Source organism: Paenibacillus thermotolerans (assembly GCF_028745515.1).
In the GTDB taxonomy this organism is placed as follows: Bacteria; Bacillota; Bacilli; order Paenibacillales; family YIM-B00363; genus Paenibacillus_AE; species Paenibacillus_AE thermotolerans.
On sequence record NZ_JAQZSG010000015.1, the window covers coordinates 21,206 to 35,653 of the forward strand.

General features: G+C 54.1%; 11 protein-coding genes and 1 riboswitch. Of the genes, 4 read left to right on the top strand and 7 right to left on the bottom strand.

The genetic code is table 11. The features are described from left to right. Nucleotides 1-19: 19 nt before the first annotated feature. Both speB and speE read right to left on the bottom strand, forming a co-directional pair. Nucleotides 20-889 (bottom strand): agmatinase, encoded by an 870-nt coding sequence (speB, locus tag PT964_RS13875; protein ID WP_274363956.1) that lies wholly within the window; start codon nucleotides 887-889, stop codon nucleotides 20-22. After that, nucleotides 886-1,713 (bottom strand): polyamine aminopropyltransferase, encoded by an 828-nt coding sequence (gene speE, locus PT964_RS13880; protein WP_274363957.1) that lies wholly within the window; start codon nucleotides 1,711-1,713, stop codon nucleotides 886-888. The genes speB and speE overlap by 4 nt, the downstream gene beginning before the upstream one ends. Before the next feature lie 258 nt (nucleotides 1,714-1,971). Here speE and PT964_RS13885 point away from each other — a divergent pair, with 258 nt between their 5' ends. Further along, a complete protein-coding gene (locus PT964_RS13885) occupies nucleotides 1,972-4,062 on the top strand; it encodes a transglycosylase domain-containing protein (protein ID WP_274363958.1) in 2,091 nt (696 codons plus the stop codon). A 1,064-nt stretch (nucleotides 4,063-5,126) separates the two neighbouring features. Here the strand turns inward: PT964_RS13885 and PT964_RS13890 are convergent. After that, the gene (locus PT964_RS13890) at nucleotides 5,127-5,669 is read right to left on the bottom strand and encodes a YwhD family protein (protein ID WP_274364040.1); all 543 of its coding nucleotides are present in this window, start codon (nucleotides 5,667-5,669) and stop codon (nucleotides 5,127-5,129) included. A gap of 143 nt (nucleotides 5,670-5,812) precedes the next feature. Here PT964_RS13890 and PT964_RS13895 point away from each other — a divergent pair, with 143 nt between their 5' ends. After that, the gene (locus PT964_RS13895) at nucleotides 5,813-7,882 is read left to right on the top strand and encodes a M1 family metallopeptidase (RefSeq protein ID WP_274363959.1); all 2,070 of its coding nucleotides are present in this window, start codon (nucleotides 5,813-5,815) and stop codon (nucleotides 7,880-7,882) included. Between the two features lie 14 nt (nucleotides 7,883-7,896). After that, the gene (locus PT964_RS13900) at nucleotides 7,897-8,718 is read left to right on the top strand and encodes a hypothetical protein (RefSeq protein ID WP_274363960.1); all 822 of its coding nucleotides are present in this window, start codon (nucleotides 7,897-7,899) and stop codon (nucleotides 8,716-8,718) included. A 39-nt stretch (nucleotides 8,719-8,757) separates the two neighbouring features. Here the strand turns inward: PT964_RS13900 and PT964_RS13905 are convergent, their stop codons facing one another. Both PT964_RS13905 and PT964_RS13910 read right to left on the bottom strand, forming a co-directional pair. Next, nucleotides 8,758-9,159 (bottom strand): secondary thiamine-phosphate synthase enzyme YjbQ, encoded by a 402-nt coding sequence (locus PT964_RS13905; protein ID WP_274363961.1) that lies wholly within the window; start codon nucleotides 9,157-9,159, stop codon nucleotides 8,758-8,760. Between the two features lie 628 nt (nucleotides 9,160-9,787). Then, nucleotides 9,788-10,159 (bottom strand): hypothetical protein, encoded by a 372-nt coding sequence (locus PT964_RS13910; RefSeq protein ID WP_274363962.1) that lies wholly within the window; start codon nucleotides 10,157-10,159, stop codon nucleotides 9,788-9,790. Between the two features lie 152 nt (nucleotides 10,160-10,311). Next, a riboswitch (cyclic di-AMP (ydaO/yuaA leader) is annotated at nucleotides 10,312-10,460 on the top strand. Between the two features lie 3 nt (nucleotides 10,461-10,463). On the opposite strand from PT964_RS13910, the gene PT964_RS26425 reads away from it, so the two are divergent. Further along, a complete protein-coding gene (locus tag PT964_RS26425; RefSeq protein WP_337995034.1) occupies nucleotides 10,464-11,129 on the top strand; it encodes a C40 family peptidase in 666 nt (221 codons plus the stop codon). 110 nt (nucleotides 11,130-11,239) lie between these two features. Here PT964_RS26425 and PT964_RS13920 read toward each other — a convergent pair whose 3' ends face one another. Continuing rightward, nucleotides 11,240-12,019 carry a LamG-like jellyroll fold domain-containing protein gene (locus PT964_RS13920; protein ID WP_274363963.1) on the bottom strand — a complete coding sequence of 260 codons (780 nt, stop codon included), beginning with the start codon at nucleotides 12,017-12,019 and terminating at the stop codon, nucleotides 11,240-11,242. Between the two features lie 28 nt (nucleotides 12,020-12,047). Beyond that, nucleotides 12,048-14,441, bottom strand: a complete 2,394-nt coding sequence (locus PT964_RS13925) for a LamG-like jellyroll fold domain-containing protein (protein WP_274363964.1) — start codon at nucleotides 14,439-14,441, stop codon at nucleotides 12,048-12,050. Between the last annotated feature and the right edge of the window lie 7 nt (nucleotides 14,442-14,448).

Below are 14,448 nucleotides of genomic sequence, written 5' to 3' on the forward strand. Positions count from 1 at the left end.
AGAGCAGTCCTTTTTGCCGTTATTTCAAAAAACCGAGCAGCATCTCTCGAACGAGCTTCGCGGCGACAATCGGCGTTTGCTCCGTCGGATCGTAAATCGGCGCCACTTCAACCAGATCGGCCCCAACCACGTTCGCGCCGCTGCCTGCAATCGCGTGTACGGCAGCCAGCAGCTCCTTGGAGGTAATGCCTCCCGCTTCCGCCGTACCGGTGCCCGGCGCCGCCGAAGGATCGAGCACGTCGATGTCGATCGTCACGTACACCGGCTTTCCGGAAAGCTCCGGGAGTACCTTCTTGATCGGCTCGAGCACGTCGAACGGGTGGAAGTTCACGTTATCGCGAGCCCACTGGAACTCTTCCCGCATGCCCGAACGAATGCCGAACTGGTACACGCGCTTGCCGCCCATCAATTCGGCCGCCTTGCGGATCGGCGTAGAGTGCGACAGCGGCTCGCCTTCATACTGCTCGCGCAAATCCGCATGGGCGTCGATATGAATGAGGCGCAGCTCCGGGTATTTCTTGTACACCTCGCGGATGACCGGCCACGACACCAGATGCTCCCCTCCGAGCCCGATCGGGATTTTGCCGTCGGCCAGAAGCTTGCTCACGTATTCTCCGATAATGTCCAAGCTGCGCGCCGCGTTGCCGAACGGCAGCAGCAGGTCGCCCGCGTCGAAATACCGGATGTCCTCGAGGTGCCGGTCCAAGTACGGACTGTATTCCTCAAGACCGACGGACGATTCGCGGATGCGCGCCGGCCCGAACCGGGAGCCCGGGCGGAAGCTGACCGTATAATCCATCGGCATGCCGTAAATAACGGCTTGCGATGCGGCGTAATCGTCCGAGCTCATAATAAAGACGTTGCCCGAATACGCTTGGTCGAGTCTCATTTCACAAGGTCCTCGACGAATTTCGGCAGCACGAACGCCGCTTTATGCAGCCGAGGAGTGTAGTACTTCGTCTCGAATTCCGGAATGGACGCCTCGTCCACGGCTAGCGGGTCGTGCTTCTTGCTGCCCATCGTGAACGTCCACAGACCGCTCGGGTACGTCGGAATGTTGGCGCAGAACACGCGGACGATCGGGAAAATTTCCTTAACGTCGCGGTTCACGTTGCGGATCAAGTCCGCTTTGAACCAAGGATTGTCCGTCTGGGCGACGAAGATGCCCTCATCCTTAAGCGCTTCGTAGATGCCTTGATAAAAGCCTTTGCTGAACAGCTCGACGGCCGGTCCGACCGGCTCGGTCGAGTCCACCATGATGACATCGTAAGCATTCTTGTGCTTCGCGATGTGCATGAAGCCGTCGTCCACCAGCACCTCGGCGCGCGGGTTGTCCATTTCGCCGGCGATTTCCGGCAAATACTTCTTGGAATATTCGATGACCTTGCCGTCGATGTCGACGAGGACGGCCTTCTCCACCTTCGGGTGCTTCAGCACTTCGCGCAAAACCCCGCCGTCTCCGCCGCCAACGATCAGCACGTGCTTCGGATTCGGGTGCGTCACGAGCGCCGGATGCGCCACCATTTCGTGATATACGAATTCGTCGCGTACCGTTGTCATGACCATGCCGTCCAAGACGAGCATACGGCCCCATTCGACCGTATCGATCATCGCCAAATGTTGAAAATCGGTCTGTTCATCCACGTAAGTTCTCGTAATTTTTGCCGTTATGCCGAAATTTTCGGTCTGTTTTTCCGTAAACCACAGTTCCATATCCGCATCCCTCTTTCATCCATCCGGTTGTTACCGTATTTCAAAATATAAGAAAGTATGAGTTCACACCCATACCTGTCTTATATTTCACCGAGAAACGGTCGACCGTCAAGGGACGGCGCGGCCGTTTCTTCTTGCACAATGTCATTATAGAGAACTGCTAAGAAAATGCAACCAAATGAGGAAAACCTAGAGTATATCGCGGGCCGCATTTTTCCATAATGGGTAGTATGATGCAGGTGTACAGGAGGGCTCTAAATGGAAGAACCGCTGCAAAAACCGAATATGCGAGTGCGGGACGGCTCCGATGATATTCCCCTGCTGCGTTTGATTCGGAGAATCAAGCGTATCGTGGTCTTATTTGTCGCCGTTATTTTATGTGCGGGGATCGGATTTGCCGGTCTCTTGCTCTATTTGCGCACGCAGCCGCTTCCGCAAATGTCCTTCTCTCAGTCCTCGCAGATACTGGACGCCAACGGCGAGCTGATCGACTCGTTTCACGGCGGTCGAAACCGGCATATTGTCAAGCTGGATCAAATTTCGCCGTACATGGTGCAAGCGACGCTGGCGATCGAGGATAAAAGGTTTTATCAGCATTTCGGCTTCGACCCGATCGGCTTGGCTCGCGCGGTATGGATCGACATTAAGACAATGAAGTTTAACCAAGGCGCCAGCACGCTGACGCAGCAGCTCGCCCGGAACTTGTTTTTGTCCCATGAGCGCACCTTTGCCAGAAAAGTGAAGGAGCTCCTGTTTGCGCTGCAGCTCGAGATGGAATATACGAAGAGTGAAATTTTGGCGATGTACTTGAACGAAATTTATTTCGGACACGGCGCTTACGGTATTCAGGCCGCGTCGCAAATGTATTTCGGCAAGGACGCCAAAAATTTGTCGCTGGAAGAAAGCGCACTGCTCGCCGGGGTGATGAAAAGCTGGAAGTATTACTCTCCTTATATGGATTACGACCGAAGCAAGGCCAGGCAGAAGCTGATCTTGGACGCTATGGCCGAGCAGGGCGTTATTAGCGCTTCGGAGGCGGAAGCCGCCTATGCCCGCGAGCTCGCGCTCAAGCCGCTGGAGGATCGGAAGCCTTCATTGGCGCCCTACTTCAGAGATTATGTGAGATCGATCGCCGTTAACGAGCTGGGGATCGACGAGAAGCTGTACGATTCGGGCGGCATTACCGTTTATACGACGCTTGATTTGCGGACGCAGCGGATTGCGGAGGAGACGATGGCCAAATATTTGGACGGCAAAGACGGCCTGCAAGCGGCGCTAGTGTCCATCGATCCGCGCAACGGACATATTCGGGCGATGGTGGGGGGGCGCGATTATGAGGAAAACCAATATAACCGCGTCTTTGCAAAGACACGCCAGCCCGGCTCCTCCTTCAAGCCGATTTTATATTTGACGGCGCTTCAGCAAGAGGGCTTTACGGCGACGACGCGGTTTAAGAGCGAGCCGACCGTCTTTACCTATGATGAGGGCCGCAAAACGTATGCGCCGCAAAACTTCGGCAATCGGTACCCGAACGATTACGTCGATTTGCGGTATGCGATTTCCCGGTCCGACAATATTTATGCGGTCAACACGATTATGCAGGTCGGCGCCGACAAGGTTATCGAAACCGCTCGTAATCTGGGCATAGACAGTCCGATGGAGCCGCTGCCGTCTTTGGCGCTCGGCACGTTTCCCGTCAGTCCGTTCGAAATGGCGTCCGCCTTCGGCACGATCGCCAATCACGGCGTACGCATGGAGCCGATGGCGATATTGAAAATCGTGGATTCGTACGGGCGCACGATATATGAAAACCATATGCAGTCCAAACGCGCCGTCGACGCGCGGTATGCTTATGTGCTCACTCATTTGATGGAGAGCGTGTTTGACGACGGCGGCACCGGGAGCCGAGTGGCGCAGCTGATTAAGCGTCCTGTCGCCGGCAAGACCGGTACGACGAATACGGACGCGTGGATGGTCGGCTTTACGCCTGAGCTGGCGACCGCCGTATGGGTCGGACACGATCAGGGGCGCGAGATCTCGACGGTGGAGGCGCACTCCGCGTCGCCGATTTTCGCCGAGTTTACGGAGCATGCGCTGGAAACGGTGCCGCCGAAGCTGTTCCAAGTGCCGGAAGGCGTGGTAAACGTGTATATCGATCCGCAGACAGGGATGCTCGCTACGGCGGATTGTCCGAATCCGCGGCTCGAATCGTTCATCGAGGGCACCGAGCCTACGGAATATTGCACCGTCCACTCCAGGGATTCCGAGCCGCTGGATCCGGGCGGAGGCGGCGCCGACGAAACGAAACGGAACTGGTGGCAAGATTTGAAGCGTTGGTGGAACAGTTAAACAAAAAAAGGGTTGTGCGCCTGGCTCTCAGTCAGGTGCATAACCCTTTTATTCTTAGCTCCAAAACTTGGTGCTAACTCCACTGTTTTCCGCCGCACGACCGTCTTAGCACCAAAACTTGTTACTAACCCTACTGCTTTCCCGCCGCACAACCATCTTAGCACCAAAACTTGGTACTAACCCTACTGCTGTCCCGCCGCACAACCATCTTAGCACCAAAACTTGGTACTAACCCTGCCACTTTACCGCCGCATGACCGCCTTAGCACCAAAAACTCTCATGTCCATGCGGACACCACCGGGTATGAAAATGTAAAGTATGTTTTAAAGACGGATCTTTCTACGACGATGAGAATGGCAGGTCAAAGGTCGAATCGATTTGGGCTGTGATGACGGTGATACCAGAGCTTCCGGTTCTGCCGATGCTGCCGGTATCGCCGGTTACCACTGCTTCCGAAACTGACGCTAACCGCTTTGGCGCTAACGGAACCGGGTGTCCGCTAATTTTGTCGAAACCGGGTAAAAGGGCTCATTAACGGAACCGAATGTCCGTTAATTCGCTTGAATCTCCGAAAAGTGGCGGTTTTCGGGCGATTAGCGGACAACTTGTTCCGTTAAATCGCAGCTTTTAGGGGTGAGGCGGTTTTTAGCGGACATTTCGTTCCGTTAACTCCGGCGGCGCAAACCGGATAAGGGGGACGCCCCGGCGTTAACACCAAAAGTTGGCGCAAACGCCCCGTGGGCAGCCGGCCCAGCCGGAGCTAGCACCAATATTTTTGAGGAAGCAGGTCTTTTTATGCCGAAAACGTATTCGTGCCTAACCCACACTTAAACCACATTTTCGTATAAACTTGGAAATAACCCTACCACTTTCCCGCCGCACGACCGCCTTAGCTCCAAAACTTGGTGCTAACCCTGCCACTTTACCGCCGCACAACCATCTTAGCACCAAAACTTGGTACTAACCCTGCCACTTTCCCACCGCACAACCGTCTAAGCACCAAAGTTTGGCGCTACCGCGAGCCGCAGCTCTTCCACGCACGCATCAACCTGCCGACAAAGAGCTTACGCCTCCAGCGCCTGCTTCAGCTGCTCGCTGGAGTTCGCCCACATCTCGTCGTTGTACGCTTGCAGGAAGTTTCTCAGCACCGACTTTTCTTCATCGTTGAGCCCTTCCACCATGACGCGGCGCTTCATCGCATAATCCATCCGGTTGACGTGGTCCGCGAGAATTTTCCATCCTCTGCGCGCCTCCGTGTCGATCAGCATCTCGCACGCGGACACGCCCGCATAGCTCGCGCCGGCATCCGGCTTCTTGTCGACGGCGACCCACACAATCCAGCAGCGCCGTCCGTTCGGCACATCCTCTTTATTCGTAGAAAATTTGATGCCGCGCTCGATCTTGCTCTTCGCATGCAGGGCTCCCAAATCGATATAAGCTTCATTCCCGTCGATAATGACGGCCGAAACGTTATTCAAATCGATGGTACCCGCTCCAAAGCTCTCATGTCCTTTATTGCCCACCACGTTGAGTGCGGTTAATTTTTTCTTTCCGATTTCCAAGCTCGCTGCACCTGCACTTTCTCGGCGTTTTTCATATAGCTTCATCATATCACAATTATTTTTCCGCTAAAACTCGCATGCCGCACAATCGATTCCACGTTTTCCCCAAACCGCCGCCGAGGAATAGAAATATTCCTAGACAAGCCGACATATACATGCCTTAGAAGCTTGTCAACGGGGTGAAAACGATGAATCGTATCTGGTTAAAGTACGGCCGATCAGTGCTGCTTCTATTATTTGTTTCGGCTGTCCTAGTTACAGTGTGGACGGGCGGGCAGGCTCCGTCCGCCTTCGACGCTTCCTCAGCGGCGGATGATTCCGCCCCGGGGAAAGGAGGCAAGTCCGCAACAAAGCAAGGGACGGTGTCCAGGACCAAGTCGCCGCAAGCGCAAGCCTCCCAGCCCAAGGGCTCGCCGGAGCCCCCCGCTCCCGAGAAGCCCAAAGCGCCCGATCCTCTAAGCCAGCGCATCGTCGAATATCATATCGGCGTTCAGCTGAACGCGGAGGATAAACGGCTGGTCGGGAATCAAACCGTCACTTGGCGCAACCCGGGCAGGCAGTCTGTGCAGGAGCTTTATTTCCACCTTTACCCGAACGCGTTCGAGTCCAAGCAGTCTACGTTTAATCGCGAATCGGGGGGCAAGCTGCGCAACGACTCGGCGAACGGCGACAGCTTCGGAAGCATGAACGTCGTCTACATCAAAACGGCGGAAGGCTTAGACCTCACCCACAGGATGCAATTCGTGCAGCCGGACGACGGCAACAAGACCGACCGCACATTGGTGAAGGTAAGGCTCCCCAAGCCCGTTTCGCCCAATGACACCGTCACGCTAAAAATGGGGTTCGAAGTAAAGCTCCCCCAAGTGTTCGCCCGCATGGGATACTCCGGCAACTTCATTATGGCCGGGCAGTGGTTCCCCAAGGTCGCGGTCTATGAGCCCTCCGGCACTCGCGGCCGGACGGAGGAGGGCTGGAACGCGCATCAGTATCACGGAAACTCCGAATTTTATTCGGACTTCGGCATTTATAATGTAAAAATTCAAGTTCCGGCGCAATATACCGTCGCAGCCACCGGCTTCCCGCCGAAGCCGGCAACGATCGACAAGAAGTCCGGAATGAAGACGTACCGGTTTTACGCCGACGACGTTCACGACTTCGCTTGGGCGGCCTCGCCCGATTTCGTCTATGCGGAGGACTCGTTCTCGGCGCCCAATGTTCCCGGCATCAAAATCAAATTATATCTCGACCCTAAGCACACCGATCTAAAAGAGCGCTATATGTACGCCGTCAAAAAGTCTCTCGAAAGCTACAGCGCATGGTACGGAAAATACCCATACAGCACGCTGTCGGTCGTCGTTCCTCCCGAAGGCGCAGGCGGCGCAGGCGGCATGGAGTATCCGACGCTGATTACGACTTGGGCCGCAGATTCGGCCGATATGGACTTCGAGCTAGAGCGCGTCATCGCTCACGAAATCGGCCACCAGTACTGGTACGGCATGGTGGCGAGCAACGAGTTCGAGGAGGCGTGGCTCGACGAAGCCTTCACCTCGTATGCCGAAGACAAAGTGATGGAGGCCGAGTACGGCGTGCAGCCGAACACGTTGATCGAAGCAATCTATATGACAAATCCGGCCTCGTTAACGAGCTTTGCGTGGAATTACAAAAACCACGACCATTATGCGGACAATGTGTATATCCGCGGAAAGCTGGTATTGCTGGCCATCGAGAAGGAGATCGGCGCGAAGCAGATGAAGCGGGTGCTGAAAACGTATTTCGAGCGTTGGAAATTCCGCCACCCGTCGACCGGCGATTTTCAGAAGGTATTGGAAAATGTCACGAAGCGCAGCTGGGATTCGTTCTTCGACCAGTTCGTTTACGGAGACTTGATGGTGGATTACTCCGTCGACCGGATCGACGAGAAGAAAGTCCGTACCGGCGATAAAACAGGCTACGAATATCGCATTCAAGTGTCCAGCCTCAGCGGGAAGCACGGCCCGGTCAACGTCCGCTTCCGGTTCGAGGACGGCTCGACCGTAAACCAACAATGGAAGGGCGACGAGAAAAGCACCGTATTTACGCTCCCGCCTTCGGCCACCAAGCTTCGATGGGTTTCCGTCGACCCGGGTTACGATTCCGTGCTGGAGCATAAGCGCATTAACAATTTCATGAAAACCGATGTCAACGACAAAACGGAAGCCAGGTTCAACCTGGGGGCGTCCAAATTCATTGAAGCGATCGTAGGGGCGTTCGCGTGGTAATCGGAGCGGAGGTGATGAGTACGATGTGGTCATTCGCACGCAGCGGCTGGAACGCCGCGCGCAAAAGCTGGTTTCTGCTGTTCCTGCTGTTTATTTACCAATATATATGGGGCTTCGTATTGTTCAAATACGTCAAGGACACCGTCGTTCCCCTGCTTCATCGCTACCCCGGAGAAGAGCTCTCCGGGGCGGCGAACCGGCTGTTTTGGCTCGAAGCGCAGTTTCAATTGACCAAAACCGACGCAATTATGCCGTTCGTATGGGCTTTCGGGCTGTTCGTCCTCGCCCGGATGGTGCTGACGCCGCTCATTAACGGAGGCATCTATAATACGCTTCACCAAGGCACCGGCTCGAGGCCGCGCACATCCTTCATTCAAGGCGTGAAGCGATACGCGAAGCCGTTCCTGCTGCTCTACTTGATCCAGACCGTATTGACGTTCGCTCCGTTGTTTTGGCTCGTTCCCCATGCCATCGGCGCCGTCAATGCCGCCAAGGATTTGCAAGGCATGGCGATCGCCCTTGTTCCTTACGCTGCCGGATGGCTTGCCTACCAAAGCGTTCTGGAGCTGGCTTTCATGCACGCCGGCTTCGGCATCGTCTCCGAAAACAAGGTATGGCCGTCGCTCGGCGGGTTTCTCCGCCGCTTGCTTCCGATTATAGGGGTGGCGCTGATCGTCTTCGGCATTACGGGCGGCATCGGATTGCTTACGGCCGCCGCCTCTCTATGGTGGGCCGGCTTTCTTGCCGTACTGATTCATCAGGCGTATCCGCTGGTGAAAGCATTGTTTAAGCTGTGGGGCATCGCCTCGCAATACCATCTGTGGGCTTCGAAGTAAGCTGCACAACCAAGGCCGCCATAACCGGGCGGCCTTTCTTTACTCATTCATCAACTTCACATAATACGTTCGATGCCTCGGGCCGTCGAACTCGCAGAAATAAATTCCCTGCCATCTGCCAAGTACGAGATTCCCCTCATGAATAATAACGGTTTGAGAGGTGCCTACTGTACTTGCTTTTAGATGGGAAGCGGTGTTCCCTTCCATATGACGGTATTTGGGATGCTGCCATGGATATACTTCATCCAGTCTCATGAGCATATCGCGGACTACGTCGGGGTCTGCGTTTTCGTTTATTGTGATGCCTGCCGTAGTATGAGGACAGTACACCACAGCCAATCCATGCCTTATTTTTTCTTGGCGAACGACCTCGGCCACGTCAGCCGTAATATCGATCATTTCGTCTCTCTTTGAGGTTTGTAACGTCATTTTGCGGATCATGTGCGTCTCCACCTTCACCATGGTTTTGTGTATCACGTTTTGTCCATTTATTATGTTACCTTCGCGCTTCGCTTTGCACAATTTGCCCAATAACCCGACTCCACTATTATGGCAAAAGGATGTCTATGTTCTGGCGCGATTTGGTCATATTTTCAGGAATTTGGGTTTGCCGAATGACGGGATGGCAAATCTATGTTCAAAACCTGTTCTTTCCATGGCCGATTATGAACACACTTTTTCCATAATGTTTGGAGCCAACGGAATTTCAGCGGAATTATGGAAAGAAGGCAACACTTTATGAACATACTTTTGTCAAAGTGCTGCGCGGAGAAAGATGTTGCTGCGGTATCGCCCGTTCGGATGATCCAATACCCGCCCATAAATTGCTCGATCGTCCAGCCTAACAGTTCCCCGTAAAGTTTCGATTCCATCATAGCACCGGCATCTCCATACACCATTCCCCATACACCATTCCCCATTCCCCATCACCCATTCCCTCAACTATATAAAAAATGGTTATCGCAATGAGATTTTACCTACAACGATCGCAGTAAGCTTCTCCTAGTTTGCGCAGTTCGCCTGCGACCTCCGGTACCCCTCTAAAAAATTCAAAATCTCAGGGGCCCCCTCAATGCCGGAAAGAAAGCTCCTCCTCCGTTACATCCCAAAAAAATTCGGCGCACAGACATAGTACGAACCGTCGGGGGCCGGCGGGATCCGGAACTCCCCTTCGCCGAACAACGTCCGAGCGGAATCGGCTTAGGAAATAAGGCCGCGCATGATACCACTCGAAGCCGGCATCAATCGACACGGTTCCTTGCGCCCCTTCCGGCAATTTTGGTCCTTCTGCCGCTAGCGCAAGGCGCCGAGCATGGTAAACTCTAAGCTGTGCAATGCATTCCTCCACGCAGGAGCGGAACCGGTTCGGCGGCACGTCGACAACTTGCGCGAATCGGCTCGAAAATGTGCCGAAGTTGCGTCGGCCTGAAATCGCTGTCATCCTTGTCCCTCCCAGTCCGGCTCTATCATACTAGCAATCATGGAGTTATCCGCCTCTTTTTTCCACGCGCCGTTTCTTTCAATCTATCAGAGAATAATTTGTTAGTAGAAGGAGGAATTCGTAGGATCATGTCGAATGATTAGTATTGGACATTAACAAGCGCGCCTAAATATTCGGGCATTCAGAGGCTCGAATTACGGGGGAACCAATTTTTGGGTGAATTGATCTCGCTTCAGAGGGATCATAGGGAACCTTCAACCGAACCCTTAAGCTAACCTCGTCGGCGTCGGAAGGAGTTTACCAATTGAAAAAGACTGCTATTGCACTGCTTGCAGCCGGAATCGCTTTCGGCTCCATGGCCGGTACGGCTATGGCCGCGACTAAGCTCGAAACCGCGGTCGACAAACTGCTGGGCATCGACTACCGCTACGGCGGAACGACAACGGCTGGCTTCGATTGCTCCGGATTTACTTCGTATGTATTCGAGAAATTCGGAATCGAGCTTCCGCGCACGTCGAAAGATCAAGCGAATGCCGGATTTAAGGTGGCACGCGACGAGCTGCGTCCCGGGGACCTCGTATTCTTCAATACGGACGGCAAAGGGATTTCTCATGTAGGCATTTACATGGGCGACGGCAAATTCGCGCACTCCTCCAGCAAGTATGGTGTGAAAATCAGCGAATTGAGCGAGGCGTACTATTCGAAGCGCTATGTTACCGCAAGACGGATTTTAGGCGGCGACAATTACATCAATATCGCGACGGAAGCGCCGAAGCAAGAAGCTGCGCAGCCGGCCCAAGCCGAAGCGAAGGCTGCGGCGGAGACTACGGCTGAGCCTGTCATTGTTGACCCGGCGGTAGACCCGGTTGCGGCTTATACGGAGCAATCGCTGCTTGAATCCGAGGACGAAGAAACGGCTGCATTAGCGCGTGCGTTTGCCGCCATCATGTCCTCTGCACAATCGAATTAATACGCACCTCTGCGGCCCTGGAAGACGCTCGGACGAGCGCTTCCGGGGTTTCCTTTTTCCTTACCGAAAAAACCGGACCGCCGTCAATTCGGCAGCCCGGTCTTTTCACTTTAGTAGATTCGGTTACCCCACTCTTTGTACAAACTTTCAATGTCCACCGCTCTTAAAGCTTTGCTCCAAATTTTCACATAGCCGATTTTGCCGGTCATATAGGAGCGCGCGCCGTCATCCACCTCAGGGTCGACGCCGATGGTCAAGTCCACGATCATCGCCTGGGCAATGGAGCCGTCCTTCACTTTGGAAGCGACCTTCTTGCCGTCCATGTACAGCACCGCCTCGTGGCCGTCAAACGTAAGCGCCGCATGATAGATCGTGTCTTTCTTCAGTTCCTTGCTCTCGAGTACGACATACTCCGCGGATTCGCCGTCATCGCTCTCGATGTAAAGCCAACCCTCAAGCTTCTTGGTAACCGGGTTGAATTCGAGCGCGTAGTCGGAAGTCTGCGTCTTCGCAACGATGTCCTGCGTTCCGTCCAACGTGCCTAACGAGAAGACGGAAGCGATCGTAATTTTCGCCGGACTCAAGCTTTCCTTGTCTTTGATGCGGATATACGATTTGCCGTCAAGCACAAGCACTTTCTTCTTGAATGCTTTGTCCTGCACGACCGTCGGCTTGCCGACCGCTTTCCCGTCGTTCTTTCCCTTGGAGGAATCCTTCGTTGCGGATTCTTCGAACGTATAGTTGATAAGATCCGGATTGAACGCCGATTTTTTGGCTTTCGTCGTTGATGTCGACCCGCCTTTCGTTGATGTGGTGCCCGCTGCAAGCGCCGGCGCGGAGAATGCCAGCGTCGCGGCCATAGCGATCAATAGTAAAGATTTCACCTTCATAGTGCTTCCTCTTCCTTTCGGTTATGTTTTATTTTGACGCTTTCTTTACCTTGTGTGCGCTGTAAAGCGCGATTACCTGTTCTTGAGTGAACGCCTCGCTGTAAATTTGGACGAGCGATATTTTGCCGTTCAGAAAGCTTCGTCCTTGATGCTCCGGCTCCGGGTCGGCTCCGATCGCCAGATCGACAGGATCGCCCGCTCGGGAGATGTCCCCTTCCGCTTTCTTGGAGTCGACCTTCTCCCCGTTCAAATAAATGGCGCTCTCCTTGCCGTCGAACGTTGCGACGACGTGATACACCTGATTCGCCTTCAGCTCCGGCGTGCTGACGACCACATAAGCGCCTTCTCCTGCGCCCTTCACGTAAATCCAAGATTCGAGCTTCTTTGTGCCCGGATTATACTCCAAGCCGTAGTCGGAGTTTTGATTTTTCGCAACGATGTCCTGTACCGCGTCGAGCGTCGAGAGAGAGAACTGGGCCGCCATCGTTACATGCTTCACCCGCTGCGTCTCGTTATCCGGAATGTTGATATAGGACGAGTTGCCGTCAAGCACGAGCACGTTTTTGCCGAACGCTTCATCATATTGCACCTTCGGCGTTCCGACGGCCGTTCCCGTATTGTTCGCCGCGGAAAAATCTTCGGTTGCGGAAACGGCGAAGTCGTAATCGATCACATCGGCGGCACCGTATAGACCTTTATATGCATATTCCGCTTCAATCGACGTAAGCGCTTTGTCGTATATTTTGACGAAGCCGATCTTGCCCTTCATCAAACTTCTCGCCTTACGCTCCGGCTCCGGATCGGCGCCGATGGCAAGGTCTACCGGGTCTCCCGCTTGGGAAATTTCGCCCTCCGCTTTCTTCGCCCCTACCTTCTTCCCGTTTAAGTACATGACGCTTTCTTTCCCGTCGAAGGCGGAAATCACGTGATACACCTTGTTTGCCTGCAGCTCCGGCGTCTCGACGACCACATAGGCGCCTGTCTCTCCGTTTTTCACGTAGATCCAAGATTCCAGCTTCTTCGTATCAGGATTGTACTCGAGCCCGTAATCGGACGATTGATTTTTGGCGACAATGTCCTGCACGCCGTCCAGCGTGGCCAAGGAAAATTGAGCCTCCATCGTAACCTGCTTCACGCGCTGCGTCTGATTGTCCGGTATGTTGATATACGATTCTCCGTCCAGCACCAATACGTTCTTGCCGAACGCCTCATCGTACGCCACCTTCGGATGGCCCACCGCCGTGCCTTGATTGTCCGCCGGTGACCGGTCGAGCGTAGCCGATCTTGCGAAATCATAATAAAGCACATTCGGCTGCGGCAGCTCCTTCGGCGCTTCTGCCCTCGGCTCCTCCGCCGGAGTATCGTTGTAGCTCGGAACAGTGGCGTTCGGATCGGCTGCGATCGGGAACTGAATCGTATACTGCGCTTCCTTGATCCATTCCTGCTTGTTGAAATCGCGCCCCTTGATAACCACTTTGTCCTTGTAAACCTCTACATACAAGCCTTCGCTCGGCTTCGTTCCGGCCGGCTTGTCTTCGGCGTTGTACGGCTGGCGAACGGAAGAGGAATCCGCCATCGTAAACTTGCCGCGTATAAATTGATTCTCAATGTTCAGCTTCCAGTGGGTATGCCCGCTGAAGAAGACGACTTGCGGATATGGGCTCAAAATTTCGGCAAGCTCTTTATACTGCACGACCGGCCGCTTGTTGCTTTCGGAGTTGGTCGCGGCGAACGTTTGCGGCAGCGGCTGATGCAGGAATATAAAGATCGGCTTATGGTTCGACGCGCTGATGGCGACCGTCTTCTTCAGCCAATCCAGCTGTTCTTGGGATAAATAAGCGTCTTCGCCTTGGGTAGGATCGTCTTGGCGGTATTTCTCCGAGCCCAAGAAAATAAAGTGATATCCTTTAATCCAAGTATCGTGGTACAACCGCTTGTTTCCGGTATATTTAAAGAAGCGTTCGATGGACATTTGCTCCGTTTCGCCGTTCGGAAAGGTGTCCATGTTCATTTGGCCGGATTTGTCGTACCAAGCTTTATAAAATTCGTGATTTCCGATCGTAGTGTACACTTTGGCCGGATGAGGATTGTCCTTCAGCACTTTCTGATAGGACAAATAGTCCTCTTCTCTGCCGGTAACGGTCAAATCGCCGTTAATCACGAGCGCATCCGACTTCGGATTGATGGCATACAGATCTTTCAGAGCAGCCGCGAACTTCCGTTCGGAAATGACATCCCCCTTCTGTATGTGAATATCGCTGATGACCGGGAACGCAATCGCCGGCTTTGCCGCCGCCGCATTGGCGTTATTTGCGGAGGACGCCGTGCCGGCTGTGCCTGCCCCTCCGGCCGCCCATGCCGGAACGGTTAACGATAATAAGAGAGAAAGCGTTACAAGTGCGGCAAACCATTTCGAGCGCATCGACTTC